Consider the following 26,028-nt stretch of genomic DNA (forward strand, 5'->3'; position numbering starts at 1 on the left):
GTAACAGATGACGACAGCAGTGTGCCTAATCGAGACCCAGGCTGTCGCGTAAAATCTGCAGGCGTTCGCTATCGCCGTCGCGGGCGGCCTGCTGAAGAGATTTGGTTGGAGCATGAATCAAACGGTTGGTCAGCTTATGGGCCAGTTCCTGCATGACTTTCTGCGGATCTGCCCCCTGCTGCAGCGCCTGGAGCGCACGGCCTTCCAGCTCAGCGCGAATATCGTCTGCCTGCGAGCGGTACTCACGAATGGAGTTAACCGCGCCTTGCGAACGCAGCCAGGCCATAAAATCACTGCATTCCTGCACCACAATGCTTTCGGCCTGCACCGCAGCGGCTTTACGCTGGGCAAGGTTTTGCTCAATGATGGCCTGCAGATCGTCAACGCTGTAAAGATAGGCGTTGGCTAATTTGCCCACTTCCGGCTCCACATCGCGGGGAACCGCAATATCCACCAGCAGCATCGGCTGATTACGACGCGCTTTTAACGCGCGCTCCATCATGCCTTTACCGATGATCGGCAGCGGGCTGGAGGTGGAGGTAATCACGATGTCGGCATCGGCCAGGCGGGAATCAATATCGGCCAGGCTAATCACTTCCGCACCGACTTCGTTAGCCAGCAGTTCCGCACGTTCACGGGTACGGTTCGCAATGATCAGCTTTTTCACCTGATGTTCGCTGAGATGACGGGCCACCAGTTCGATGGTTTCTCCCGCGCCCACCAGCAGCACGTTCACCGTGGACAGCGACTCAAAGATTTGACGAGCCAGCGTACAGGCGGCAAAGGCCACGGAAACAGCATTGGCGCCAATATCGGTTTCGGTACGAACGCGTTTGGCCACCGAGAAGGTTTTCTGGAACATGCGTTCCAGCTCGCTGCTCAGCGCATGACCACGCTGAGAGTCGGCAAAGGCTTTTTTGACCTGCCCCAGAATCTGGGGTTCACCCAACACCAACGAGTCCAGCCCGCTGGCCACGCGCATCAGGTGGCTAACCGCCTCGTTATCCTGATGCCAGTAGAGGCTGTTGCGCACGTCCGCTTCATCAAGCTGATGGTATTCACACAGCCAGCGCACCAGACGTTCCTGAAGATCGACCTGTTGCTCTACACTGAGGTACAGCTCGGTTCGGTTACAGGTAGAGAGCACGACGCCGCTCTGCACCATAGGCTGGGATAACAGGCTGTTTAAGGCCTGCTCCAGCGACTCCGGCCCGAACGCAACGCGTTCGCGCAGAGCAATGGGTGCAGTTTTGTGATTGATTCCGAGTGCGAGCAGCGTCATAGCGTTTTAGGTTGGGTTATCCCAATAAATGTCAGGGTTTTGTGAAGCGCATTCTACAAGATGCAGCAGATCAAGAAAAGCCATACAAAGGCTATGACTGTAATAAGATTAAGCCGATCATAGCGTTTTTGCCGTATAAGAGCATTGACGGTTAAAACGCGGATGGTTAGCGTTACCTGTTATCAATTAAAAATGTGTCCGAGGAGATGACCACTTGATGCTGACTTCTACACGCAACCTGTTGCGCCTTTTACCCCTTGCCAGTGTTCTGCTGGCTGCCTGTAGCATCAATAAACCACAAGGTCCTGGCCCGAGCGTCACCGCGCCACAGTGGCAACAGCATCAGCAAGCCGTCAGCCACGTGACCCAGTATCAGACGCGCGGCGCGTTCGCCTATCTGTCGGATAAACAAAAAGTCTATGCCCGCTTTAACTGGCAGCAGACCGCGGCCGACCGCTATCGCCTGCTGTTAACCAACCCGTTAGGCAGCACCGAGCTTCAGCTGGATGCTCAGGGTTCAGTGGTGCAGATTGTGGACAACAAAGGCAAACGTTATGTCAGCAACGATGCGCAGAAGATGATTTCGCAGCTGACCGGCATGGATATCCCGCTGACCAACCTGCGCCAGTGGATGATGGGCCTGCCGGGCGATGCGACCGATTACCAGCTCAACGATCAGTACCAGCTAAGCAGCCTGACCTACAAGCATGACGGCCAGACCTGGCAGGTGACCATTGCTGACTATGACAACAAGGTCAATCCACCACTTCCGGCCAGCCTGGAGTTAAAAGAAGGCGATCAGCGTATTAAATTACGTATGGATAACTGGACGCTGAAATGATGACCACCTGGCCTGCTCCGGCAAAACTGAATCTGTTTTTGTACATCACCGGTCGTCGGCCTGATGGTTACCATAATCTGCAAACCCTGTTTCAGTTTCTTGATTATGGCGACAGCCTGACAATCACGCCCGACACGAGCGATGAGATCAGGCTGTTAACGCCGGTGCCTGGCGTGCCGGATGCGCAAAACCTGATTGCCCGGGCGGCAGAGAGCCTCAAGGCGGCGGCGCGTGAAAACGGCAGCCTGCCTGCCAGGGCCGGTGCGCGCATTGCCATTGAAAAGCGTTTGCCCATGGGCGGCGGGCTGGGCGGCGGCTCGTCGAATGCCGCAACCGTGCTGGTTGCGCTAAACCACCTGTGGCAGACCGGCTTTTCCCCTGAGGCGCTGGCGGAGCTGGGCGTGAAGCTGGGCGCCGACGTCCCGGTTTTTGTTAAAGGCTATGCCGCCTTTGCCGAAGGCGTCGGTGAGGTGCTTTCTCCAGCATCGCCTGCAGAAAAATGGTATCTTGTTGCCCATCCAGGCGTCAGCGTGGCCACGCCGGTGGTCTTCAACGATCCGGCGCTTACCCGTGACACGCCCGTGCGCAGTTTATCAGCACTTTTACAGGCTCCGTTCGTCAACGATTGCGAATCAGTAGTAAGAAAACGTTTTCGTGAGGTTGATGAGCTTGTTTCATGGCTGCTAGAATACGCGCCGTCGCGCCTGACGGGGACAGGTGCTTGTGTGTTTGCTGAATTTGACACCGAGCATGCTGCTCGCCAGGTGCTGGAACTTGCCCCACCATGGGTGCGCGGTTTTGTAGCTCGAGGCCTTAACGTCTCGCCGTTACAGCGTACTCTGCAAGGCGATTAGCGATAGCGTGACTGTGTCACCCTGTTCCAGACACAGCACGTTTCGCACTCACATACCCGTGTGAACGTTCACGACAGTATTCGCCGGTTACTGTCATGACGTTCATTCTCTGGACGCAAAGCCTGAGGTTCTTCTCGTGCCTGATATGAAGCTTTTTGCTGGTAACGCCACCCCGGAACTAGCACAACGTATTGCCAACCGCCTTTACACCAGCCTGGGAGACGCCGCCGTTGGCCGTTTCAGTGATGGCGAAGTAAGCGTACAGATTAATGAAAATGTACGCGGTGGTGATATTTTCATCATCCAGTCCACCTGTGCTCCCACCAATGATAATTTGATGGAACTGGTCGTGATGGTCGACGCGCTGCGTCGTGCTTCAGCTGGTCGTATTACCGCTGTTATCCCCTACTTTGGTTATGCCCGCCAGGACCGCCGCGTGCGCTCCGCCCGCGTGCCTATTACGGCTAAAGTTGTGGCTGACTTCCTTTCCAGCGTCGGTGTTGACCGTGTTCTGACGGTTGACCTGCACGCCGAGCAGATCCAGGGCTTCTTTGACGTCCCGGTTGATAACGTATTCGGCAGCCCGATTCTGCTGGAGGATATGTTACAAATCGGTCTGGAAAACCCGATTGTTGTGTCTCCGGACATTGGCGGCGTAGTGCGCGCTCGTGCCATTGCCAAACTGCTGAACGACACCGATATGGCAATCATCGATAAACGTCGCCCGCGTGCGAACGTTTCTCAGGTCATGCATATCATTGGTGACGTTGCGGGCCGTGACTGTGTGCTGGTCGACGACATGATCGACACCGGCGGCACACTGTGCAAAGCCGCAGAAGCGTTAAAAGAGCGCGGTGCCAAGCGCGTGTTCGCTTACGCTACGCACCCTATCTTCTCTGGCAATGCGGTGGAAAACCTGCGTAAATCTGTTATCGATCAGGTTATCGTCTGTGACACCATCCCGTTATCAGAAGAGATGAAGTCGCTGCCAAACGTCCGTACCCTGACGCTGTCAGGTATGCTGGCCGAAGCGATTCGCCGCATCAGTAACGAAGAGTCCATTTCGGCAATGTTCGAACATTAATCTTCGCAGGCCGGGCATTATGCCCGGCCTTTTCTTTTGTCTCCTGTTTATTCCCTCCGACAAAGCTGCTTGGTTTTCAGAAATTTTCATTATGAGTGACCTCAGTTATTGTCACGATCACTACGAAAAACTCTTTCGCTGAAATTATGTTATCTGGCCTTTTGCCTTTTTGAGTTGAGTGGTAATTTGCCCGCACTTTTTATTGCGATCGCCGCCCACTATGAACCTCGACGTCTTTACGTTATTTATTTGCGAACTCTACGTACTGGGGTTTATGAGCCTGATTATGATCTTTGCCTGGGTCGGATCTCACTATGACCGCATTCTGGGCTATGTCTGTGTCGCCATCGTGCTCACGCTTGTTGCCTTTTTTCTCAGCAGCTTGCGCAGCAAGGGCGATCAATTCTTACCGGTAGCCGTAAGCAACGTATTAGTGATGCTGGCCTACGGGGGGTTATTTAGCGCTTTTCGCACATTCTGTGGTAAATCCCCGGGCATGACCGGCTTAGCAGGGGCGGCACTATGGTCTCTGCTCTGCCTGTTTCCGACCTTTTATTACAGCTTATCACTGCGTGTTTTGGTGCTCTGCCTGCTTTGCATCGCCTATACCGCCGCACTCATTTATCTGCTCTGGCTGGCACGCCGTGATATGAATACCACCTTTTGGCCCGCACAATTATTGCTCTGGACTCACCTGCTTTTTCACGTCGCCCGGTTATTTCTGGATAACACCCGTCCTGTTGGCATGCAGGGGGCGATCAGCGGTTCTGACTTTTCGATCTACGTGATTCTGGAATCCATGCTTTTCGTGATTGGCTTCACCGTCACCATATTAGCTATGGTGAATGAACGCACCCGTAATGCACTTAAGGACGCCTCGCTTCATGACCCGCTAACCAATATCTGGAATCGTCGTGCACTGTTTTCCGGCGCGGACGCTATGATCCGGTTTTGCCTGAAGCAAAACAAAGCGCTGACGGTCGTGTTATTCGACCTTGATCATTTTAAAGGGATCAATGACCGCTACGGGCACCAGCAAGGGGATCGGGTGTTAATTGATTTTTGTAACAGGGTCTCGGGAACGCTGCCACAGGATGGCCGCTTTGCAAGACTGGGCGGTGAGGAGTTTGCAGCGCTGCTGCCGCTCAGCTTTGAGCAAGCCCGAGTGTGGTGCGAACAGGTACGCCAGACCGTTCAGCATTCGCGTCCCGGCCAGATCGCCTATTCAGTGAGTATCGGTTTTGCGACTGCAGATAACGGCGAAATAGATTTTGGTCAACTAATGGCTCTGGCGGATAAAGCACTCTATCGCGCCAAAGCCAAGGGCAGAAATCGGACAGAACCTTACCTGGTTATGTCAGAAAATCTAATGTGACGAATGATGGGTGCGGCGACAGCGTTTATCGCCATAATGGCGCACCCAGTAATAGCGATCTTCTACTTTTTCACGACCGCTAATACAGGCGCCTACCAGCCATAACAGTGCGCCAAAGAAAATGCCGAACATCGCGCCCTGAGCCAGCATCTGTGGTAAATCAAGCGAAGGCAGCTGGTTAATAATCGAAAAACCGATGCCGAGAAGCATGGTCACGAGTCCAATTCCCATCAAGGCATTACCTGCCATGCGTGAGTGATGACGTTTCATCTTTCACCTCCTTTATGCGCGGTCGGATGAGCGCACACAATGTTAAACTGATAGTAGTGTAGGCAATGCCCTCAGGCTAATTTGTGCACTAACTCACATAAAGGCCAGATGATTTGTGACCAATACGTTATTCCAGTTTATTGATTTAGATGAAAAATAATTAATCACTGACACTAATAATTTCCCCTGCGCGGTCTTTGTGATCCGCGTCGCGGCACAGTAAACTATCGCCCTTGAGTTATTACAGCAGGATATTCCTTGTGAGCAGCATAAAACTGATTGTGGGCCTGGCGAATCCCGGCGCGGAATATGCCGCCACGCGCCACAATGCGGGTGCCTGGTATCTGGACTTGCTGGCTGAGCGTCACAATCAGTCGTTGAAAGAAGAAGCCAAATTTTATGGCTATACGGCACGACTGGCTTTAGCCGGTGAAGACGTGCGCTTGCTGGTGCCGACCACGTTTATGAACCTCAGCGGCAAAGCCGTGGCAGCCATGGCGACCTTCTATCGCATCGCGCCGGAAGAGATCCTGGTGGCCCATGATGAACTGGACCTTCCCCCTGGCATCGCCAAATTTAAACAAGGCGGCGGACATGGCGGGCATAACGGCCTGAAAGACATTATCAGCAAGCTCGGCAACAACAATAACTTTCACCGCCTGCGGATTGGCATCGGCCATCCCGGCGATCGCAATAAGGTCACCGGCTTTGTTTTGGGCAAGCCCCCAGCCAGCGAGCAAAAACTGATTGATGATGCCATTGATGAGGCGGCGCGCTGCACCGAACTGTGGCTAAAGGAAGACCGCATCAAGGCGATGAACCGCCTGCATGCCTTTAAGCCTGTCTAATCGCCCAGATTGTCGCGAATCTGTGTATAATGCGCGAAAATTATCTTACGTTTCCGGCGGAGCCTGCTAATGGCTCTGCCCATACAGCTATAAAGGGTACTAAACCATGGGATTCAAATGCGGTATCGTGGGCCTGCCAAATGTCGGTAAATCCACTCTTTTTAACGCGCTGACTAAAGCGGGTATTGAAGCGGCTAACTTCCCCTTCTGCACGATTGAACCCAACACTGGCGTCGTCCCTATGCCAGACCTGCGTCTGGATCAGCTGTCTGAGATCGTTAAGCCGCAGCGCGTAGTGCCCACCACCATGGAATTCGTTGATATCGCCGGCCTGGTGAAAGGCGCCTCCAAAGGTGAAGGCCTGGGCAACCAGTTCCTGACCAACATCCGTGAGACCGAATCGATTGGTCACGTGGTGCGCTGCTTCGAGAACGACAATATCATTCACGTGAATAACAAAGTCGATCCGGCTGATGATATTGAAACCATCAACACCGAGCTGGCGCTGGCGGATCTGGACACCTGTGAACGTGCTCTGCAGCGCGTACAGAAGAAAGCCAAAGGCGGCGATAAAGACGCTAAAGCAGAACAGGCCGCACTGGAAAAATGCCTGCCGCATTTAGAAAATGCGGGCATGCTGCGCGCGCTGGATCTGACGGAAGAAGACAAGGCCGCCCTGCGCTACCTGAGTTTCCTGACGCTGAAGCCCACCATGTACATCGCCAACGTCAACGAAGACGGTTTTGAGAACAACCCCTATCTGGATAAAGTGCGCGAAATTGCGGCTAAAGAAGGTTCTGTTGTGGTGCCCGTCTGCGCCGCCGTTGAGTCCGACATCGCCGAGCTGGAAGATGAAGATCGTGATGAGTTTATGGCCGAGTTGGGCATTGAAGAGCCAGGCCTGAACCGCGTGATCCGCGCCGGTTACTCCCTGCTGAACCTGCAAACCTATTTCACCGCTGGCGTGAAAGAAGTTCGCGCATGGACTATCCCTGTCGGTGCCACCGCGCCACAGGCAGCCGGTAAAATCCATACCGACTTCGAGAAAGGCTTTATCCGCGCGCAAACTATCGCGTTTGAAGACTTTATTGCCTATAAGGGCGAGCAAGGCGCGAAAGAAGCCGGAAAAATGCGTTCAGAAGGCAAAGAGTACATTGTTAAAGATGGCGATGTGATGAACTTCTTGTTTAACGTCTAAATAAAATTGGTTGTCTCATGAGATGTCAGAAAATCTCATGAAACTCTCAAAACCCTCTAAAATCCACGCAACTGCGTGGATTTTTCATAGTATCTTAAATTGATTTTACAAACGCATGATAAAGAAAAAGCGTAAGTAACTTCCTCCACACGATCTACATCCTCACAAAAGAAACACCGAAATGATAGCGACCGTAGCAAGTTATAAGTAAGCATTCATAGAAATCCTGAAAGGATTCTTTGAGGTGTAAAGTTCAATACGGTTGCTCCAATAAGTAAGGGTAGAAGTAGTATTCGCCATGCTGCTATCTTACTACTCTTGACGAATACGACTGTTTCTTCGCATTCGCAACAACCATCTGGCATTACTCAGCCTGGTAAAGACGTCCCTCGCCCGACCTCGCCTTCCGCCACACTTCATCATCCGTCAGTTCAGTCTGGATGAGTTCAATCGGCACGCCAGCATCGTTAATCATCGCAACAAAAAAGCCGTCGATCGGCTCATATGGCCCAAGTATAACCTCCTCATCGCGAATGGCCTCCAGAAGATCGGCCACCTTAAATGCCACATGTGGCACAGTACGGATCAGATGATGCAAAGGTGAATCGGCTTCAAACCGGTGCCACTGCACCAGGAACTGGCCTGGGTTGTCGGCGGTGTACATGCCGGCACGTTGACTGTAACTGCCGTCTTGCAGGCCATCACTGACTGGAATCCCTAAGTGGTGAAAATCATACTGCAGGTGTTTTTTCAACGTTGTACTCCTGAGGGTTAATGTCTGTCAGACAGATAGGGTAACAAGCCAGTAATGATTACCTGCATTTTCGCGCCATCAGACTCACCCGATGGCGCGTCAGCCCCGTTTGATGAGGCAGAAGCCGAATCAAATCCCCATCACATACTGCGCGATTTTGAAATAAATGATGAGCCCTGTACCGTCGATGAAGGTGGCGATAAAGGGCGCTGAAACCACCGCCGGATCTACCCCCGCCTTTTTCAGTAACATCGGTATGATGGATGAAACAATCGCGCTCCACACAGTAATGGCCACCAGCGAAAGACTGACAACCAGCGTGACCTCTGCGCCAACGCCCATCATCCATGCCCGTATCCATGCCGCAAGGCCGATAGTGGCCGCGATCAGCAGGGACGTGGTGATTTCTTTGCGCAGCACTGCACCAAGCCTTGCCAGACTAACCTCCCCTAACGCCATGGCCCGCACCAGGGTGGAGGTGATCTGTGTGCCGCTATTGCCGCCGGTGCCAATCAACAGAGGAATAAAAAAGGCGAGCGCAATTGCCGCCTCCAGCTGATCTTCAAAGGCTTTCAGGACATTGCCTGTATAGGCCTCAGCCACAAAGAGCATCAGCAACCAGACGGCTCTTTTTCGCCAGAGCGCCCAAGGACTGGTTTCAAGATAAGGTTTGTCCAGCGGCAGACTGGCACCCTGACGCTGTGCATCTGCGGTGTTCTCATCCGCAATCAGGCGTGCAATCTCCCGTTCACCCAGCACACCAACCAGCGTATGGTTGGCAACGACGGGAAGGATATCGATATTCTCCTCCATCAGAATATGGGCAATATCACCGCGACTGTCATCCGGCGTCACTTTCGTGAAAGCATGACGCATCATCACACCAACCTGTTTATCTTCATCATGACATTGCAATAATGTTTTAACCGCAAGCGTGCCGCGTAAATGGTAATCACGCGCGGTAATAAAGACTAACGAGGGGATCTCATTTGTTTTTAACTGCGACAGAAAATAAAGCTTCGCTTCTTTTACCGTCAGTGTGTAGGGGAGCGTAATAAAATTCGGGTTCATATACTGCGCAACGGAGGCGTCATTTACGCCGTCAGCATTGAGGCGCGAACCGGTAGAAAGATGCTGTATTTTTTGCATTGAAGTGTCCCTATATCGGCTAAAACGTCATCAGCTAATCGTACAGGGGCGTAACCAAAGAGGGAGTGAACGTAGGCTATCTCCGCGTCCAGGTTTTAGCACTATACAACGTATCTGATTCATTAATCAGAAGTTACCTTGGGCTGAACCTTAATCCGATAAAGCCTGTCTTAACCTTGGGCATCTCTCGATGTCGTCAGATCAGTAACCTGTGTTTGTATAGGAGCCTCGCCAAACGAGATACTGTGTACTTAAAACGCGGCTAATATAGAGGGAGAATGCTGATATAAAAAGAAACAATCCATTCTTATTGAGAATACGTTTAAGGAATTACAAAAATATAAATAAAATTACTTTTCATTAATGTTCTTTGTGGGCAACCATAGAAATCACCCCTTTCTAAATAGTTCAGCGTAATCAGTGACGCTTCCTGTGCCATTTCATTTCCCATCCCAATGAACATTCTTCAATAATCGTTGCTAAAACGTGGGAGCCTGTACCTGTGTTTACCCAGATACTGTCTTAGCCGTTTATCAGTAACGTCATTTAACGCATGCACGTCTCCATTCTGCAGGGATGAATCTTTGCTAAGAAGGCTCACGAGACATTTCAGGCACACAGTCAGCTTTCAGACATAGTCGCTATCTTTAAGACCGATCCCTTAACACCTGATAATGGGTACAGCCAGCCCATATCACCGCTTTTCCTTTGCATCCTTTTTACACCTCGCCATTTCTTTTTTACGCCACTTTTACACGCCGGGCGTTTTAATCAACGGCACCGGGTACTCATGGCCCATGCATAAGGAAGTCGTTGATGAAATGCGTTAATGCGCCCTTTTCTCTGCCTGTCAGTGGCGATGCCGCTTTAATCGAGCTGGCTGAGCAGCAACGTCTTCGGCTGATGTCACCCCGTAAATGGTTCAGAGACGCGATTGAGGTCAACACCGATCCGAACAGGCTTAACCCCCGGCTGATTGCTCAATGGCTGGGGGCGACGATCCCCGATGCGCGCCTTCTGACGCTGGCGTTAAACAGCAGTCTCTGTTTTGGCGTCTACCGCAATGCACGACAAATCGGCTTTGCACGCGTCGTAACCGATATGGCCGAAACCTGGGTAATCCAGGATCTGTTTATTTCGCCAGAATATCGCTTTATCGGTCTGGGATCCTGGCTATTGCGCTGCTGTCTGTCGCATCCAGGTGCCTGCGGCTGCCATCGTGTTATCGCCCTGAGTGAATCCGCACCGGAGTTTCTTCAACACAACGGCTTCATCTGTCATCCCTCACTGCCGGGTATTTACGTGGCGCCGCCTCTGTATCACGGCGTTGACTACCCAGCAGGCTCCGATATCACACGTAGACATTAAGCGACTATAACGATGAGCAGCCTGCTTCAGTTTCTCATTCGGCCTCAATTATCCAGCTGTTGGTCGTTAAGCAATGCGACTGACGAACCCCTGTCTCACAAGGAAAACACCATGTCAGGTCTTATCCTGGTATCACATAATCATTCTCAACGTTCCACGCTTACTGCGATTTATGAAGGCATTCTCGCCCATCAAGGTGGGCTCTGGGTGAGCTGGGATGGCCAGACCGCAGTTCTGCCATCGGATACGGCAAGACCTCTGTCATCTCAGCAGAAAGATCACTATGAAACCCTGACCTTTCCCCTGACACCCGGCGAGGCGAATGAGGGTTATCACAATTACGTACATAAAGGACTCTGGCCTGTTTTCCACCAGCGCCCGGATCTGGCCCGTTTTTCCGCTGATGGCTATCGGGAATATAAAAATATTAATGAGGCTTATGCGCGTGCCATTTGTGAGCACGCCCTGCCCGAGGACAGAATCTGGATACAGGATTATCATCTGCTGGGTTGCGCCCGCTATCTTCGCGAAGCTGGTTTGACCAATCCAGTGGGCTTTTTTCTGCATCAGCCTTTCCCATCGGGCAAGATGTTTGAGGCCATTCCCGACTGGCGCTGGCTCACCGAATCCCTGCTGTGCTGTGACGTGATCGGTTTTCAGACGGTACAGGACATGAACAACTTTATTGTCTGGCTGGAAAGTGAATTCCGTACAGAGCGTTTGGCTGGCGACAGCTTTCGGGTACAAGGCCGTATTGTCCGGCTCGGCGTCTTTCCTGTGGGGATTGACCTTGACGATGCCCGCTGTCTGCGCGACAGCAATAGCTGTGCCTTCATGGAAATGCAGTGCCGCGAAAACTTGCCAGAAAATACCGTACTGAGTGGCGGCCATCTTGATGACAGTGCCGGGCTGCCTTACCGAATCAGCGCCGTGGAAGTGCTGCTGCGCAAACATGCTGTTTACCAAAAAAATATCACCCTGTTGCAGTTGGCTCCGCCCTCTGCCGGGTATGCGCATCGCGCGCCGGAAATCAGTCAAACCTTAGAAACCCTGTGCGGCGAGTTTAACGGCGTGCACGGCATGATGAACTGGTACCCGGTGAACTGTCTGACGCATGCTTACAGTCGGGAAGAGCAGGCGGGAATCTATCGCGCTTCCCGTGTTGCGCTGGTGACCCCACTGATGGCGGGCATGAGCCTGATGGCGAAGATGTATGTTGCACTTCAGGATCCCGATAACCCTGGCGTGCTGATCCTGTCGCAGTTTGCAGGCGCAGCAGAGCAGATGGACGGCGCGATAATCGTCAATCCTTACGATCCCGATGCGATGGCCGATGCCATTCATAGCGCACTGCTGATGCCGGTCAGGGAACGGCGTCATCTTCACGCGCGTCTGATGAAGGGATTGCATTTGCACAGCAGTCATCGCTGGTCTCAGGCATTTTTGTCCATGCTGAGCGATCAGCCCGTGATGCCCGGGCCGGTCGTCGCAACCGCCCCCTCTTTGCGTCTGAACAGTAGTCGGGCCCGATACTGACGTTACCGTCCTCAGTAAGCGGCAGGTCTGCATCGCCTCTGCTTTGCGGACCGGGCTTTTAGCTGCAACACAACGATGAAATAGCCTGAAAACGGCTCAGCCCTGAGCCATTTTCATCAAGCTATTGAATCGCAGCCGCTGGTGCAGCGTGGTGATAACGGCTGAGGCGTGCGTTAACGAGAAGCCGAAAGGGTTTGCAGCACTTTCAGCTCGGCCACCGCTTCCTGCATGGCATCCATTCCCGCCGTTAAGGTGCGCAGGCTATCCAGCTGTTTCGCCATACCTGCCCGCTCATGGCGGGTGCGGTCGCTCATCGCCGCTATGGCATCGGCTGCGTGGATACTGCGCTCTGCCATGTCCGTGGCAGTTTGCACGGTGTTTGTCGCCACATTGCGAATGCGGGAAATCGTGCTGACCGCATCGTTGATATTGCTTGCCGTGGCTTCCGCCTGCTCTTTGGAGGATTGCGCCAGACGACGCACTTCTCCGGCGACAACCGCAAACCCCCTGCCCGCCTCACCCGCACGGGCGGCTTCAACAGCCGCATTAAGCGCCAGAATATTGGTCTGGAACGCGATATTGCTGATGCCATGCGTAATGACGTTGATGCCATTGGAGATCGCCTCCAGATCGTCCAACCCGTCGCCTAAGCGGCCCTGTGCCTGCTGGCTCTCTTTGGCGATATCGCTGATAGCGCGGATGCTGCTCTCGGCCATCGTCAACGCCTCACTCTGGCTCTGGGTTGCCGCCTCAAGCACCGGCAGTGCCTGGACGATAGGCGCTAACTCCTGCTGATAATTCACCACGCGCGCCAGCACGCCGGACTGCACCCTGTTCAGCGCCTCCCAGCGACGCAGGGCGCGCTGAGCGTAGTGAGCCGCATAGCTGGCATATTCCACCGGGAATTGCGCCATCGCATTGACGCTGTGATTAAAGAACACCAGCGCAGAGAGCGTCTGGTTGATCGGCACGCCGAGAATCTCACCAAAACTGGAGAAGCCGGCGGCCGGGATCCCTTTAAAGAAATGCGCATCGTGCAGCTTATCGGCATTCCCTACGCGACGCAGTATGCAATCGTTCATCAGAATCGCTGCCGGTTTGCCGTGGCGTTGGGTAAAGGCCTGCCAGTCACGCTGCGTGGCCTGTTTAAAATCGGTTTCACGCATTAAGTAAAGCCGATCGCCAAATTCCAGGTCGCAGAAAAACTGCACGCTCTGGCTGTCCATTTTCGCCACGGAACGAATAAAGAAGGCTTCGCCTACCTTGACGGCAAATGTCAGACCTTTAAGCCGCTCGCTGAGCTGCTGTTCGTTGCAGCCAAGATGTTCGGCCAGCGCCTGGGTGAATGGCTGCTGCTGTCCCTGCGCGTTGAACACCGACGTCAACGTACGCTTTACCGGAGCGGCCTCTGCAATCAGCCAGCTTTTATTCAGCGGTTCGAAATTCTGGCTTTTGAAGGGTGCGAAGGATTTACCCGCTGCCATTTTGCAGAACACGATAACGGCCTTGCCCTGCAGCACACGACCGCCGACACCCATCCATGTGCCGTCAAAGGTTGCACGTCCTCCTGCGGAGCCACCAATCGCCAGGCACGGAAAGCGCCCGGTGTTATACCAGGCCTGCATCAGAAAGCCTTCTGATGCGGACAGTCCGTCGCAGTAAATCATAGCGAAGGTGCGATCGGCAGAAAGCGGCATGCGCAGCTTCAGTGCGGCCAATTCATGCTGAATGGCGCTGATGCGATCGGTCGCCGTGTGCGTGTCGTGAAGATGCAGATCGACAATGTGCGTTTCATGCTCCGCTATCAGGTTGCGAGGCAGCCAGAGCCAGCTGCCCTCTTGTCCGTCTCCCTTGCAGTAAGTTGTCTGCTTGCCGCTGGCGCTGAGCGCCCCGTTCGAGGAGAGCGTAATGACGGTCAGATCCGCCGATGTTAAACGTTGCCATGCCTGACTGACCTTCTGAAAATCTGCCTCTGGCGGTACAAACGTCAGCAAAATACCCGCAGCACGTTTGCTAAGGCCTGCAGCAGAGAGCGATGCAGGTAAGCTTTCACAGTGAAAGATCCCGTCCGCGGGCCGAGCGGCCCCTGCAAAACGGGAACCGGTTAAGCTTCTGGTCATTGTCTTAATGACAGACATATTGTTATTTCCATTGTAATTAAAAGGAATGCACGTACTGGTGTTGTAAAAAAGAGGGCCAAATGCTGCGCCGGTATGACCAGAACGCATGAGCCCTCTTCAGCCCCAAAAATGAGCTGAGCATGCGTTATCGACTCACGCGGCCATAGCTTCAGCGATTACCGGGATTATTATTAGCGATGCGTGCGGGTAAGCGTTTGCGTTTGATGTCCGTCAGGTACAGAGAAAGTTTGCGCCAGTTTAAAAGAATGAACGTCGGCTCAGAGCGATCTGCGGACATTGCAGATATCGCTACGCATTACCCCCTGTAGATCAGGTCACAGACTTATATTCTAAGAGTCATGGCCGGGTATTTAGCGAATTAGACTAATAAGGTGGCTCATGAGAGAGAGGCATTATCTGACGTCTCGCCATGTATGACCATCCAGATTCCGGCAGATGAAATTGCCATCCCGATAGCTATCAGCCAGGAGAGGGGCTCATTGAACATAGCCCATGCCCAAATCATGATGACAGGTGGACTGAGATACAGAACAGTGGTAATGCGGGTTGCTGAGCTCCGGCGCAGACAAATCCAGTAGAGACCGTAGCCACCAAAAGTTGGCACAGTCGCCGTCCATAACACGCTAATCCTGAGACCTAATGTGGGAATCGGAGGCAGGCCAGCCTGGGTGCCTACAATAACCGAGAAGACAATCGCCGCGACGAAACACTGCAGCCAGAGATTGGATAACAGATTCGTTGACTCTGAGTCATTACTGCGTTTCTGCCAAAGCGTTGCCACTGCAAGCGACAGCATCCCCGCCACGGGCAAACCTTAAGCTCAGATCGGAGCGTTGCCAAACGTGAGCACATTGTGGGTCACCCACACCACGCCGAGCAGCCCCGTGAGTAGACCAAGCCAGACCTTAAAGCTAACCGTTCCCCAAAATGCTGCCACCAGCAGCGCCATTCCTAGCGTAAGCAGTTCAGCGCACAGGAAAACGAGTCCGGCCAGGACACCCAATGCGATCCCCTTTTTCACACCGATCATGTATCTGACCATGGCCAGCAGGCCGATCCCCGGCATTTATCATTAGCATCCGAAGAGGTGATTTCAGCAAGGACTTGTACACAAAGGCTTAGAGGAGCAGGGTTAACAACACATATCGCCAGAACACGACCAGTAATGCCGGAGCGTAATTAATGCAAAAGCGAGCCAAACCGCGGCGTGGCAGAACGTTGTAATAGCGTTAAAAATGGAGTCCAGTAACGAGCTTAAAGAGTGGATGAAGCGAGGAAAACTGGATGTGGCAGTAGTCGTCCAGCCTAAAGAACATACCCGCCCCGATGCCCAGTTTCCAATGTCAATCACACCCGTCAGGGTGGAACCTCTGAACACTGACGTGGCGCTTGAAAACCCCTTGCCTCTGGCTGTCTAAACCGCGTCATGTATTTATCGCAAGGCTATAACAGCCTCCCTAAAAGCTTCGGGTCGGCGTTTGCGTATTGTACTCGAGAGCCATTCAAGTCAGGCGGTCCAGAGGTGTGTCAAAGCAGGATTGGCGGTAAGTTTGATCGATCGGGGTAAGGTATCTGGCAGCATGCTTACTCTTGAATAATATGCCTACTATTCCTGACCATAACATCGTGTTCATACTAAGTGCCGCATCGTGTGGGGATGAAGCTGTCGATCTGCTTTCAAAGGCTTTTCATCAATCATTTCGTCTTTAGGTGGCTGATGAAATGTCTGCAATCAGATGTTCTTATCTCATCATGACTATAAGAAAATTTTCTACTAAAATATTCTTCATTGATGCACATAAACTGTTATTAGCAACGTTCGCTTCTGGCACAAAGCGTGTGTTTAGTCTGTATTATCATCAGAATTAAAGTCTGACTTTAAGTAATGTAGATCGATAAAAGAAGGATATAAGTAAAAATTAATAAATGCATTCATTAACAACACAAACCAAATACAAAGATTATTAAAAATGGCTGAAAAATCACTAAGTATGATGATGAGATTGTGAGCTTCAGAAAAAACCCGATATAAATATTAGCCTAAAATTAACTTTAGGAATTATAACTATAATGACTTTTAAAAATGCATTTAAGAACAATGTAGCTAAGCCGCCTAAAAATACGAAATGAAGATTAAAATTACAGGAAAAACAACCCCAACAACCAATAGAAATAAATTAAAAATAAAGAAAAAACACATTGACGGATTCACTAAACTGGTAAAAGTTACATCCACACTCATGTATGACTCCGGCCTCGTAAAATATAAATCCAGTTAAAAAATAACATCCAATTATAAGATTCCATTTTAAAATACGGTATTTTTTTATGAAATTCTTATTTCATGCATAACTATATTGAGACATTATATTAATCCACCCTCAAAAAAGATCACTACAGAAAATTAACCATCAAGAATTTATCAAGGCTTTATTTTCACTTTGGCCAAAAGCCCTTCAAAGCACTACGCAAACTCCATATAAAAATAAATTGGAACCTTTGTAATAAAAAACCCACATAGAATTATAGTAATAAGATTACAGGAAGACAATATGCTGGTAAGAAAGAAAAGAATGAGGTCACACTCAGAAGACCGACATCTTGCATTGACAATGGCAACAACAGCCGGAATGCTGAACACGATGGCGCTTTGTGCATTTGGTATTTTTCCATCACACATGAGTGGGAATACATCCCAGATATCTGCAGAAGTATTTTCCTCAAATTTTAGCAAGTTGACCCTCCTTATTGGATTAATTGCTGCATTTTTAGCTGGATGCACAATGGCGAGACTAATAACTCTTTTGGGCGAGATGCTTAAAATAAGAACAATATTCTGCATTATTTTAATTTTAGAGGGCGTAATACTTGCTACAGCATCACTATTTGAAAGCTTATTTTATTCTCCACTTCATAATAGTGGATTACTGGCTACTATGGCTTTTATGATGGGGCTACATAATACGACCTCGACACAACTTTCAAATGGGCGTGTTAGGTCTACTCACATTACAGGCACTATTACTGATGTAGGCATTGCTTTAGGTACCTATATATGGTCGTTTATCATACCAAAAACACTCTGCAATCGATATTTCGCTTATAAGCAACTATGCACTCACTTGATAACAATAGTATGCTTTTTAAGCGGTTGTATCACTGGAATGCTTTTGTTCAAGGGTTATGCATTTAGGGCAATGCTAGCAATAGCAATTATCCTTATTATTTATGCTACAACTGCCATCGTAATGACATTACACAATGTTAGAAACTTTAAAAAACGAAGCACCATAACCTGAAAATATCGGCTACAATCAGACATCTTTTAACTAACATTGATTCACCAATCATATTTTGAGGACCCTAACTTATCAAAAGATAAAATAGTTGCAAGATATATCCGGTTTAAATACACTCACTCTGGAAGAAGTAATATACATGCTTGAAAACAAAAAAATTTAGCAATCATCAGGCCTTCTTTAATCATGCGCGCTTGATTAAATAATTATTTTTAAAAGCACTACCGCCCTACAACACCATCGCGCTGATAGCCATACTTTTGAGACAGACTTTTCCAAAAACAAAAATGAAAATATTAAATAACGCCACCTCTCGATTATCACTGAACATTAAAAAAAAGCACTTTGTTACCTTTCTAATTATCCCAAACTTACCACTCTTACACTTTTCTAAGGAGTGTGGCATTTTCACTCATAGCATGTTTTGAATACTTCAGTCATGATCAAATTATTGGCTTGATACTTCCCTATAAAAACCATTAAGTTATTGAAAATAAATTATTTCTATAAAAAGATAATTAAAAAACCTCATAAGGTTAAGTTTTTTTTCAGAAAGTTGTTTATAAATAGTTTCAAACTAATTAATGGAGAAGAAAAGATGATAAAAGGTATTACCGTTTTTAACAAGTTAACTAACCACCCTGATGCTGGCAAGCTCCTTCTTAGATTGACATTTGGTATTCTTGTTATGTTTCATGGAATAGCTAAGATTCTTCACGGTACTCAATGGATTTCAGCTATACTTGAAACGAAAGGAATCCCCGGATTTATTGCTTATGGCGTTTTTGCAGGCGAAATAATAGCTCCGATTTTCATTATACTGGGATTGATGACACGACCTGCAGCACTTATTTATGCATTTAACATTCTCATTGCAACACTCTTGGTAGGAATAGATAGGGTTTTTACGGTTACAAAAGTAGGTGCATGGGGTCTTGAAACCGAGGCGCTATTCTTTTTTGGAGCGATCAGTATTATGCTTATAGGTTCAGGAAAGTATAGCATGACTACCGATAGCTGAAAGCAGGAAAATTCAAGCCGCATCCGGTTATTTTTTCCGTTTATATAACTTGCGTGCACAACATCGCAATAGATAATGCCCCTGCGCCCGGAGGGATCTTCATTGAGCAGCTATAAGTTAGATTTCGAAAAGAGTTGCAAATCAAGATAACCGGGCATATTCGCATAAAAATTCATTCAAAATCAAGGAGATTTTAACGACTTACATACAGATAAATACATTCAAATTCTGCATCCTAAGGAGATAACAGATACTTTTACCTATTTTTAATTATTATAGCAACAATATCTATTTCACTTTACCATGCGAAATCCGAGACAAACCTGAAACTTAAAACACCAGTTAAAAAATGGATACTAAAAGTTTCATAGATTATTACCTTAGCTTGTTAGCACCATAACATATGGTGAATAAGTAGAAATTATCGAGAAACTATACCCACTTATTTTCTCTTTATGCGTTTACCCTGTTCAAGGGACACCGTTATGCCACTATCGTGGCTAATGCGGATATACAACAGGTACTGTGGGGAGCGGAGGAATGCGGCGCTATCGAGTCCGCTGCGATGGACATGAATACCGCCTTCGGTCTGGGGGTGATAGTACCCTACTTTCAGGCGAATGTGGTCTGTGACCTGTTTGACGTGGTCGCAAAGTTCGGTCGTGAAGTCATTAGCCGGGTAAGTGTAGACAATGCAATTGCATTGCGTGATAACCCGAAGTCACGACAGATTATAAAACGCAGTTGCTGGCTGTTGCTGCCTAACCCGTGAAACCTGTCTGAAGGGCATAAGGTCAGACTTACAGAGTTACTGGAAGTCAATCATCACCTAAATCTCGTCTGTATGGTGAAAGCTGCACTGAAGAAACCGTGGTGTGGCCCAAATGAAAAGGAAGCGGGCTAGAAATGGGTGGTATGGTTCAGACAGGCAAAGGAAAGCGGAATAAAGGCGCTGAAGCAGTTCAGCCGATAAACTTAGTCGATATCTGGGTATTATTCAGTGTGACGCACGAACTTAACACGAGCGTACCGGAAGAAATAAACAACAGGATCAAGGTGATAAAGCGGATGGCCTAGGGGTGACAGGATAACGCCTGCTTAGTCCTGAAAATCAAAGCAGCATAGCTCGGTAAAGCGCGATGAACTAAAAAAAGCCCCACTCACTGGGGCTGAGCAATTTAAGCGCTCTCTCAACTCTCGCTTTGGGTAGACGAGATTGAGTGAATTTAAAGACCTGCAATTTTTTGTGTCCCTGATTACCATTTGGTTCCATGCATACAGAGTTTTACATTAAAAGAAACTGATGCAATTGTTTTAGGTAAGTTTGAAAATTGGTAGCACGGCATTACTTTTTCAACTCTAAAGCTATTAACTCATAATGCATTTGATGCATTTGATGCATTTGATGCATTTGATGCATTTGATGCATTTGATGCATTTGATGCATTTGATGCATTTGATGCATTTGATGCATTTGATGCATTTGATGCATTTGATGCATTTTCTCAATTCAAAAAATGTAAACGCATAGATATTATTTTTTTATTGGAACAAATGCCGTTCAGGCTCCACTAAGAATCTCGATGTATGATGCAGTTTAAAACTCCGATTCCCTTTCAAAAGGGAAACTGATAGAGCGTTTTTTTGCTCAGCCCCACTAGCGGGGCTTTTTTTTTATATCAATTTAGAATTATTACTGTTGTTTCTGGCTTATGAACTCGCCCACGAAGTATGAAGGTAAACTGTTGCAAAAAATGTAACATTACAACAACTTTGTATTAGAAGCTGATTTTGCCACGCAATGAAGTATAATACTGATTGATAAATGTACGAAAAAATGCATCAGGATCTTTTGCACTGCAGAGAGTATGATAAACCCTGACTGGAACACCAAACCAGCGGCGACTGGTTCCATTATGGTATTCTAGTTCAAGGAGACCGTTTGTAGGGTCATAATGCACAAGCCTGACCACTGAAGAATTAATGGTATGTGGTTTCATATCCTTACTTGTTGTCTCCTGAAATATGACTGACTATCCCCGCCTTAGATCTTTCACTTTAAACATATTTGCTATTTTCAACCGCTTTTAGAAATTCCACGCCCTGACATATGATTAATGCAGTCTAAAAATTCAGTTTTACTGGCCCCGTTATCAGTCATCATTAGATGATGTATTTCTTCTGAGTTAGTATTCTGTCTCTGTCATAAAGGACATAATGTTCATTCGTTCAGCACGCTATTGTTAATTTACTGAATGCATGAGGGAAAAAATCTCCCCAGGGTTGGGGAGTCGCAAAAAACAGATGGAATACATGTTGTGTTTATTCTGCCTGCTCTGGTGGCAGATAAAATAACTATCGGCAGACGGCCGGAACACGTGAGTGCGTACCGAATATTTTTTCGCCGCAATCACAGTCCTGACAGGTATCATCCTCAGAATCGCTGCCAGTTGTCGTTTCCGGCAGCTGCCACGACGGGACCGCTTCCTAAAGAAAGGGACTGAACCGATACAAGAGCCGGGTTGCACGAAGCCCTTCCGCTCTCTGACGCGGACGCAAGGATAAAGGTATTCACCAGCTGATTCAGTGATGCAGCCTGCTCCATCAGCGAGCGAGATGCGGCAGAAGCCTGTTCGACCAGCGCGGCGTTCTGCTGCGTTACATCGTCCATCTGATTGACAGCCTGGTGCACCTGACTAATACCCTGAGACTGTTCGCCCGCGGCAACAGATATTTCATCCACCAGATCAGTGACCTGACGCACGGCATCATTCATGCGGGACATATTGTCTCCCACACCTTCGGCCTGCGCTGAACCGGCCTCTACAAAGCTCATTGATGACTCAATGAGCGCCCTGATTTCGCGAGCGGAGGAGGATGAGCGCTGCGCCAGATTACGGACCTCACCGGCAACAACAGCAAAGCCCCGACCCTGCTCGCCCGCACGCGCCGCTTCGACCGCGGCGTTCAGCGCCAGAATGTTAGTCTGGAAAGCAATCCCCTCAATCAGCGCAATAATATCTGTGATTTTTGCAGAGCTTCCTCTGATATCGCCCATCGTACTCAGCAACGTGCGCACCCGGCCGGCGCTGTCTTCTGATATTTCCTGTGCATTTCTGGCCAACTGGCTTGCCAGCCGCGTGTTTTCTGCGGTCTGACGAACGGTTTCACTGAGTTCGGACATGCTGGCCGCGGTCTGTTCCAACGAAGCTGCCTGCTCCTCAGTTCTGGAAGACAGATCCTCATTGCCTGCCGAAATCTGTGCCGACGCGGAACTGACCGACTGCGCTGAGGTTTCCACCTTTAACAGCGATGCCGACATGCTATCCGCCAGAAGGTTGAACGCTCTGGCCGTCAGGCCAATCTCGTCCTGGCGTGCTTCGTCCGCCCTCAGGCTCAGGTCAAGATGCTCGCTCGCGGTTTCCATGACCTGACGCATGCTGTTCAGCTGCCGGCGGATGGCGAAGATGGTTCTGAGCGCGAAAAAGGCGAGAATAAGGATGACCGTCACGGAACCGCCCACCATGCCCCAGACGGTTGACTGATAGGTCCGGTCATTTTGTTTACGCAGTTCATCCGCAAGGCCCACGTTTAGCCTGAGCTGCTTCTGATAGCCGGCGATGAGCTGACGGGCGGCAGCACCCACGCCGTCACTGCCCTGAAGCGCGCCAAGCGCCACCGCATCGTCCTGCGCGCGGGAGCCCGCCAGAAATGCCGGAAGTGTGGATTCAATGCGTTTCAGGGTGCGGAAAGACGCCTCGGTCATCTGGCGGTCTTTTTCATTCGATATCTCGTTTTTAAGGTAATACTGATTCACTGACCTGATACTGCTGATGGTAGCTTCAATCTCCTTTTCAACCCCGGCCTGCCGCTGCGGGTCCGTGGCGCTCTGATGACGGTAGAGCCAGAGAATGAGGGAATTACTGCCGTCAACCATTTTGCCGATATCCAGCAGTGAAGGAATGGTATTTTCCTGCACGTACTGAAAACGGGACTGAAAGCCGCCGACCACCGTGACGGCCACAATGACCATCGCAACCAGTGCAGCACAAAGAAGTGAGAAGCTAAGAAGCAAACGCTGTGTAATAGTCATCGGAATACCCTGCTGTGATAAGTGACTGATCGTTAACAACGGATGTTATTAAGTTAAACTTGCAGAATATTTATCGGCAGAAAAACACTCAGTATTAATCAAAATAACATGAAAGCGTCACGTTTCTGACACAAAGACCGGTCTGCTTTGCTGTTTGACCGGGGGCATTTATTACATAAGATAAGTAGTCCGGAATGCATCTGCGACATTCAAAAGACGCGGTATTACAGGTAAAAAAAACCCCGCACACCGGGGCTAAGCAATTTATCGCTCATGCAGTGTCCGCTCTGGGAGGAGGGCGGAAATTGTTTGACCGTGATTCCTGCGGTATTTGGGTGGTCCGCAGCGGTCATTTTGTTCCGAAAAAAGTGTTCTGAGCAGAAAAAACTCCCCAGGGCGGGGAGCTGCAGAAGAAAGAAGCAGTAAGTAAGGGCTTATCTGCTCTGGCGGCAGATATGATGAATATCGGCATCAGGTCGAAACACATGAGTGCATACCGAATATTTTTGCCTTCGCCTTCCCACCGATGGTTTTAAAATAAAATTTCATAGTTGAAACAGGATTTAGCTCCAGTATTGCCCTTAAAAATTCGGCCCAATTACTAAAATAGTTCAACAAACACATCACAAGCGTCGTTTCGATCATGTCTGATAACGAACGATTAGGTTAATCCTGCGTTTATCAGATGTTAGTGCGTTTATTAAGCAATTTAGATATGTCCGCCATGAGTGAAAAGTGGTCTTTTGTTAATTTCCCAGAAATGAAGTGGGTATGCTTTGACTTTCCGCCTTGATGAACACCTTCACAACAGGATGGACAAGATGAAACAGGTCAGGATTTATACACTCAAAGACAGCCAGTCAGCAGAAATTTATTTTCACAAACACTGGCCCCGACACAGGGTTTCTCTTTATGCTGTTGACATTTATGTCAATGATGTCTATCTGGGAGAAAACTGTCAGGTCATTGCAACAGTGACCTATCAGGAGGGAGCCGATATACAGGCTATCAATCAGAAATACATGAGCAGCGAGGCGTTCATATCAGATATGAAAGGTTTCGACATGTCTTCAATCCTCCGGGTGGACGAAATCACCATTAAAGAAACACTTTTCTGACCACGCGACGTTCTCAGTCAGCTGAGGCGTTCCCTTTTTAGCCTCTGAAATTTGTACACCGCAACTCAGTCGCCCTTATCGCGGTGTTCAGGCAGAAAGCAATTGATCGGTTCACTTCTGGCTGTGAGTTCAATCAACGGATGAAACACATTGGTCAAAACGCTCTCCGGGGAATTCAGAGCCTGGCGCATTTCCCGGCCTTTCGCTGAGCTGCCTGACAACAGGGTTTAATCTTTGCCAGGGGGGAACAGATGCGTCGCTTCCTTTTGGAAAGTGTTGTCTGGGGGATCTGTTCGTCATTTCATTTGAGCCACATCGCGCGGGAGCTTAGGGATCACAGACCTAAATCTGGATGTCTGTTTCTACAGTAAATCGGGTGCGGCGGGTTAGTTCGGCGCTCCGATCCCGTGTTTATGTTTTATAACGCTCGAAAGCTCATTTCCGGGCTTGTTTGATGAGGGCAGATATCACCGTTAAGGCCTTGTTGTCTCTGATACAGGTGGGGATTACTAAGCGGGAGTGGCGTTATGAGAGGGTAAGGATACTGGTGGTTTTAAGCCCTCACCCATTACCTGGCCACTTGCCACAGTGGCCAGGTACGTTAATGATTACTTAATATTGAAATCAATCCATTCACCGCCCGCATCAGCAGATTTGACGCAGTGCTCTACCCAGTTCACACCGATCTGACCGGCGTGCACATCGGGATACCAGAATGATTGCAGGAATTTCGCGTCGCCACGATCGGTTGCATCCATTGCAATCGCAAAGCGGCGATAAAGATTAGACCATGCTTCAAACAATCCTTCCGGGTGTCCACCCCCGATGCGATCGTCAGCCAGAGCCTGCGAACTGAGATAAGGCATTCCGCGTTCAAGGATCCTAACTGGCTCCCCCTGGATTTCATAGCGAAGCTGGTTAGGTTGCTCATCCCACCACTCCAGGCTTGCCTTCGAACCCACAACACGAATTTTCTGACCATGCATAGAACCGCAGTTCACCGCTGAGCACCACATAGAACCCACCGCACCGTTGTCATATTCCATCAGCACATAGGCGTTATCTTCCAGCGGTGCGCGGGATTTGACAAAGCTCTGCCGCGAGCACAGCAACCGTGTGATGCTCAATTGAGGCAGCATCGTTTCAGCCAGAAACAGCGGATGGGTAGCCAGATCGCCCAGAACATAACCTGGCCCGACATATTTAGGGTCCACGCGCCAGCGGGTGGAAGGATTGTCCAGTTCTACTGCTTCTGCATGAAAACCGTGCGCGAAGGACATGTTAATGATACGGATATCACCGAGCAGCCCTTCCTCAATCATCTGCCGCGCCTGCAAAATTAATTGATGCCCTGCATATCCATATGTGACACCGATGATTTTTTTATGGGTTCTGCATAACGCCGCAAGAATGCTTGCTTCCTCGCCGGTAAAACAGAGCGGCTTTTCGCAAATCACATGCAAACCGGCTTCCAGTGCAGCTTTGCATATAGCAAAGTGTGTATTGTTTGGGGTGGCAATTGAGACAGCTTCAATGCCATCTTCACGACTCGCCTCTTCCCGGAACAGGGTTGCATAATCGGGATAGCATCGATCTTCTGCAATACCGAGTTGAACACCAAAGGCTTTACCTCGTTCAGCATCAATATCTAATACGCCTGCCAGTAATGTGAATGCGTTGTCTCTTAAGGCTGCTGAACGATGAATATAACCAATCTGGCTTGTGCCACCTCCCCCAACCATTCCCCAACGAACAGATCTGTTAAGCGGTTTTAGTCCGTTAATCATAATGTTATCT

General features: G+C 49.4%; 23 protein-coding genes, 1 pseudogene and 1 riboswitch. Of the genes and pseudogenes, 13 read left to right on the plus strand and 11 right to left on the minus strand.

What is annotated here, in order from left to right; translation table 11 throughout:
• Nucleotides 1-25: 25 nt before the first annotated feature.
• Nucleotides 26-1,282 carry a glutamyl-tRNA reductase gene (hemA, locus tag AAIE03_RS09420; RefSeq protein ID WP_014605998.1) on the minus strand — a complete coding sequence of 419 codons (1,257 nt, stop codon included), beginning with the start codon at nt 1,280-1,282 and terminating at the stop codon, nt 26-28.
• A 217-nt stretch (nt 1,283-1,499) separates the two neighbouring features.
• On the opposite strand from hemA, the gene lolB reads away from it, so the two are divergent.
• The 4 genes from lolB (at nt 1,500) to AAIE03_RS09440 (ending at nt 5,436) form a co-directional block, all read left to right on the plus strand.
• Nucleotides 1,500-2,123 (plus strand): lipoprotein insertase outer membrane protein LolB, encoded by a 624-nt coding sequence (lolB, locus tag AAIE03_RS09425; RefSeq protein WP_014605999.1) that lies wholly within the window; start codon nt 1,500-1,502, stop codon nt 2,121-2,123.
• Nucleotides 2,120-2,977 carry a 4-(cytidine 5'-diphospho)-2-C-methyl-D-erythritol kinase gene (gene ispE, locus AAIE03_RS09430; RefSeq protein ID WP_210456248.1) on the plus strand — a complete coding sequence of 286 codons (858 nt, stop codon included), beginning with the start codon at nt 2,120-2,122 and terminating at the stop codon, nt 2,975-2,977. Before lolB ends, ispE begins: the two co-directional genes overlap by 4 nt.
• 136 nt (nt 2,978-3,113) lie before the next feature.
• Entirely contained in the window at nt 3,114-4,061 is a 948-nt protein-coding gene (gene prs, locus AAIE03_RS09435) for a ribose-phosphate diphosphokinase (RefSeq protein WP_006118899.1), read from the plus strand.
• 220 nt (nt 4,062-4,281) lie between these two features.
• A complete protein-coding gene (locus AAIE03_RS09440; RefSeq protein WP_498562964.1) occupies nt 4,282-5,436 on the plus strand; it encodes a GGDEF domain-containing protein in 1,155 nt (384 codons plus the stop codon).
• Here AAIE03_RS09440 and ychH read toward each other — a convergent pair.
• The gene (ychH, locus tag AAIE03_RS09445) at nt 5,428-5,706 is read right to left on the minus strand and encodes a stress-induced protein YchH (RefSeq protein ID WP_013025519.1); all 279 of its coding nucleotides are present in this window, start codon (nt 5,704-5,706) and stop codon (nt 5,428-5,430) included. The two genes, AAIE03_RS09440 and ychH, sit on opposite strands and share 9 nt — an antisense overlap.
• A gap of 260 nt (nt 5,707-5,966) precedes the next feature.
• Between ychH and pth the strand changes: the two genes are divergently transcribed.
• Together pth and ychF are read left to right on the plus strand one after the other, a co-directional pair.
• Entirely contained in the window at nt 5,967-6,554 is a 588-nt protein-coding gene (gene pth, locus AAIE03_RS09450) for an aminoacyl-tRNA hydrolase (protein WP_014606001.1), read from the plus strand.
• A 106-nt stretch (nt 6,555-6,660) separates the two neighbouring features.
• Nucleotides 6,661-7,752 (plus strand): redox-regulated ATPase YchF, encoded by a 1,092-nt coding sequence (ychF, locus tag AAIE03_RS09455; protein WP_498562965.1) that lies wholly within the window; start codon nt 6,661-6,663, stop codon nt 7,750-7,752.
• A 364-nt stretch (nt 7,753-8,116) separates the two neighbouring features.
• Here the strand turns inward: ychF and AAIE03_RS09460 are convergent, their stop codons facing one another.
• Nucleotides 8,117-8,506 carry a VOC family protein gene (locus tag AAIE03_RS09460; RefSeq protein ID WP_250331007.1) on the minus strand — a complete coding sequence of 130 codons (390 nt, stop codon included), beginning with the start codon at nt 8,504-8,506 and terminating at the stop codon, nt 8,117-8,119.
• A 129-nt stretch (nt 8,507-8,635) separates the two neighbouring features.
• Nucleotides 8,636-9,655, minus strand: coding sequence for a magnesium transporter (locus tag AAIE03_RS09465; protein WP_029568699.1), 1,020 nt, complete (start codon nt 9,653-9,655; stop codon nt 8,636-8,638).
• A gap of 73 nt (nt 9,656-9,728) precedes the next feature.
• Nucleotides 9,729-9,902, minus strand: a riboswitch (M-box (ykoK) riboswitch).
• Nucleotides 9,903-10,471: 569 nt separating this feature from the next.
• Here AAIE03_RS09465 and AAIE03_RS09470 point away from each other — a divergent pair.
• Together AAIE03_RS09470 and AAIE03_RS09475 are read left to right on the plus strand one after the other, a co-directional pair.
• Nucleotides 10,472-11,023, plus strand: coding sequence for a GNAT family N-acetyltransferase (locus AAIE03_RS09470; RefSeq protein WP_250331006.1), 552 nt, complete (start codon nt 10,472-10,474; stop codon nt 11,021-11,023).
• 111 nt (nt 11,024-11,134) lie between these two features.
• On the plus strand, nt 11,135-12,559 hold the full coding sequence (locus AAIE03_RS09475) for an alpha,alpha-trehalose-phosphate synthase (UDP-forming) (protein ID WP_029569911.1): 1,425 nt from the start codon (nt 11,135-11,137) through the stop codon (nt 12,557-12,559).
• A gap of 173 nt (nt 12,560-12,732) precedes the next feature.
• Here the strand turns inward: AAIE03_RS09475 and AAIE03_RS09480 are convergent, their stop codons facing one another.
• From AAIE03_RS09480 to AAIE03_RS09490, 3 genes are all read right to left on the minus strand, one after another.
• Nucleotides 12,733-14,697: a methyl-accepting chemotaxis protein gene (locus AAIE03_RS09480; RefSeq protein ID WP_498562966.1), complete on the minus strand. Its 1,965-nt coding sequence runs from the start codon at nt 14,695-14,697 to the stop codon at nt 12,733-12,735.
• Between the two features lie 379 nt (nt 14,698-15,076).
• On the minus strand, nt 15,077-15,496 hold the full coding sequence (locus AAIE03_RS09485; RefSeq protein ID WP_498562967.1) for an EamA family transporter: 420 nt from the start codon (nt 15,494-15,496) through the stop codon (nt 15,077-15,079).
• A 24-nt stretch (nt 15,497-15,520) separates the two neighbouring features.
• The gene (locus AAIE03_RS09490) at nt 15,521-15,730 is read right to left on the minus strand and encodes a hypothetical protein (protein ID WP_498562968.1); all 210 of its coding nucleotides are present in this window, start codon (nt 15,728-15,730) and stop codon (nt 15,521-15,523) included.
• A gap of 205 nt (nt 15,731-15,935) precedes the next feature.
• Between AAIE03_RS09490 and AAIE03_RS09495 the strand changes: the two genes are divergently transcribed.
• The 4 genes from AAIE03_RS09495 (at nt 15,936) to AAIE03_RS09510 (ending at nt 19,792) form a co-directional block, all read left to right on the plus strand.
• Nucleotides 15,936-16,118 carry a hypothetical protein gene (locus tag AAIE03_RS09495; RefSeq protein ID WP_498562969.1) on the plus strand — a complete coding sequence of 61 codons (183 nt, stop codon included), beginning with the start codon at nt 15,936-15,938 and terminating at the stop codon, nt 16,116-16,118.
• Between the two features lie 1,134 nt (nt 16,119-17,252).
• Complete coding sequence (locus AAIE03_RS09500; protein ID WP_105077407.1) at nt 17,253-17,999, plus strand: YoaK family protein; 747 nt, start codon at nt 17,253-17,255, stop codon at nt 17,997-17,999.
• Between the two features lie 598 nt (nt 18,000-18,597).
• Nucleotides 18,598-19,020 carry a DoxX family protein gene (locus AAIE03_RS09505; protein ID WP_105077406.1) on the plus strand — a complete coding sequence of 141 codons (423 nt, stop codon included), beginning with the start codon at nt 18,598-18,600 and terminating at the stop codon, nt 19,018-19,020.
• Nucleotides 19,021-19,516: 496 nt separating this feature from the next.
• Nucleotides 19,517-19,792, plus strand: a complete 276-nt coding sequence (locus AAIE03_RS09510; protein ID WP_105077405.1) for a transposase — start codon at nt 19,517-19,519, stop codon at nt 19,790-19,792.
• Nucleotides 19,793-20,798: 1,006 nt separating this feature from the next.
• Here the strand turns inward: AAIE03_RS09510 and AAIE03_RS09515 are convergent.
• Nucleotides 20,799-21,020, minus strand: a complete 222-nt coding sequence (locus AAIE03_RS09515) for a KTSC domain-containing protein (RefSeq protein ID WP_105077404.1) — start codon at nt 21,018-21,020, stop codon at nt 20,799-20,801.
• A 434-nt stretch (nt 21,021-21,454) separates the two neighbouring features.
• A complete protein-coding gene (locus AAIE03_RS09520) occupies nt 21,455-23,113 on the minus strand; it encodes a methyl-accepting chemotaxis protein (RefSeq protein WP_042677353.1) in 1,659 nt (552 codons plus the stop codon).
• 821 nt (nt 23,114-23,934) lie between these two features.
• On the opposite strand from AAIE03_RS09520, the gene AAIE03_RS09525 reads away from it, so the two are divergent.
• Nucleotides 23,935-24,231 carry a hypothetical protein gene (locus AAIE03_RS09525; protein WP_194761838.1) on the plus strand — a complete coding sequence of 99 codons (297 nt, stop codon included), beginning with the start codon at nt 23,935-23,937 and terminating at the stop codon, nt 24,229-24,231.
• A 129-nt stretch (nt 24,232-24,360) separates the two neighbouring features.
• Here the strand turns inward: AAIE03_RS09525 and AAIE03_RS09530 are convergent.
• Both AAIE03_RS09530 and AAIE03_RS09535 read right to left on the minus strand, forming a co-directional pair.
• A pseudogene (locus AAIE03_RS09530) lies at nt 24,361-24,756 on the minus strand (transposase); the annotation flags it as partial.
• Nucleotides 24,757-24,839: 83 nt separating this feature from the next.
• The gene (locus AAIE03_RS09535) at nt 24,840-26,018 is read right to left on the minus strand and encodes a Gfo/Idh/MocA family protein (protein ID WP_498562970.1); all 1,179 of its coding nucleotides are present in this window, start codon (nt 26,016-26,018) and stop codon (nt 24,840-24,842) included.
• Nucleotides 26,019-26,028 lie beyond the last annotated feature (10 nt).

The organism is Pantoea sp. Ae19-2 (genome assembly GCF_059801205.1).

What these genes read in the sequence shown, in the direction of transcription:
- ispE (WP_210456248.1), top strand. Translation starts at nt 2,120, where the DNA reads ATGATGACCACCTGGCCTGCTCCGGCAAAACTGAATCTGTTTTTGTAC.
- AAIE03_RS09465 (WP_029568699.1), bottom strand. Translation starts at nt 9,655, where the DNA reads ATGCAAAAAATACAGCATCTTTCTACCGGTTCGCGCCTCAATGCTGAC.
- AAIE03_RS09490 (WP_498562968.1), bottom strand. Translation starts at nt 15,730, where the DNA reads ATGATCGGTGTGAAAAAGGGGATCGCATTGGGTGTCCTGGCCGGACTC.
- AAIE03_RS09495 (WP_498562969.1), top strand. Translation starts at nt 15,936, where the DNA reads ATGGAGTCCAGTAACGAGCTTAAAGAGTGGATGAAGCGAGGAAAACTG.
- AAIE03_RS09520 (WP_042677353.1), bottom strand. Translation starts at nt 23,113, where the DNA reads ATGACTATTACACAGCGTTTGCTTCTTAGCTTCTCACTTCTTTGTGCT.
- AAIE03_RS09480 (WP_498562966.1), bottom strand. Translation starts at nt 14,697, where the DNA reads ATGTCTGTCATTAAGACAATGACCAGAAGCTTAACCGGTTCCCGTTTT.
- ychH (WP_013025519.1), bottom strand. Translation starts at nt 5,706, where the DNA reads ATGAAACGTCATCACTCACGCATGGCAGGTAATGCCTTGATGGGAATT.
- hemA (WP_014605998.1), bottom strand. Translation starts at nt 1,282, where the DNA reads ATGACGCTGCTCGCACTCGGAATCAATCACAAAACTGCACCCATTGCT.
- AAIE03_RS09500 (WP_105077407.1), top strand. Translation starts at nt 17,253, where the DNA reads ATGCTGGTAAGAAAGAAAAGAATGAGGTCACACTCAGAAGACCGACAT.
- AAIE03_RS09475 (WP_029569911.1), top strand. Translation starts at nt 11,135, where the DNA reads ATGTCAGGTCTTATCCTGGTATCACATAATCATTCTCAACGTTCCACG.
- AAIE03_RS09505 (WP_105077406.1), top strand. Translation starts at nt 18,598, where the DNA reads ATGATAAAAGGTATTACCGTTTTTAACAAGTTAACTAACCACCCTGAT.
- lolB (WP_014605999.1), top strand. Translation starts at nt 1,500, where the DNA reads ATGCTGACTTCTACACGCAACCTGTTGCGCCTTTTACCCCTTGCCAGT.
- AAIE03_RS09535 (WP_498562970.1), bottom strand. Translation starts at nt 26,018, where the DNA reads ATGATTAACGGACTAAAACCGCTTAACAGATCTGTTCGTTGGGGAATG.
- AAIE03_RS09440 (WP_498562964.1), top strand. Translation starts at nt 4,282, where the DNA reads ATGAACCTCGACGTCTTTACGTTATTTATTTGCGAACTCTACGTACTG.
- AAIE03_RS09525 (WP_194761838.1), top strand. Translation starts at nt 23,935, where the DNA reads ATGAAACAGGTCAGGATTTATACACTCAAAGACAGCCAGTCAGCAGAA.
- ychF (WP_498562965.1), top strand. Translation starts at nt 6,661, where the DNA reads ATGGGATTCAAATGCGGTATCGTGGGCCTGCCAAATGTCGGTAAATCC.
- AAIE03_RS09470 (WP_250331006.1), top strand. Translation starts at nt 10,472, where the DNA reads ATGAAATGCGTTAATGCGCCCTTTTCTCTGCCTGTCAGTGGCGATGCC.
- AAIE03_RS09485 (WP_498562967.1), bottom strand. Translation starts at nt 15,496, where the DNA reads ATGCTGTCGCTTGCAGTGGCAACGCTTTGGCAGAAACGCAGTAATGAC.
- AAIE03_RS09515 (WP_105077404.1), bottom strand. Translation starts at nt 21,020, where the DNA reads ATGAAACCACATACCATTAATTCTTCAGTGGTCAGGCTTGTGCATTAT.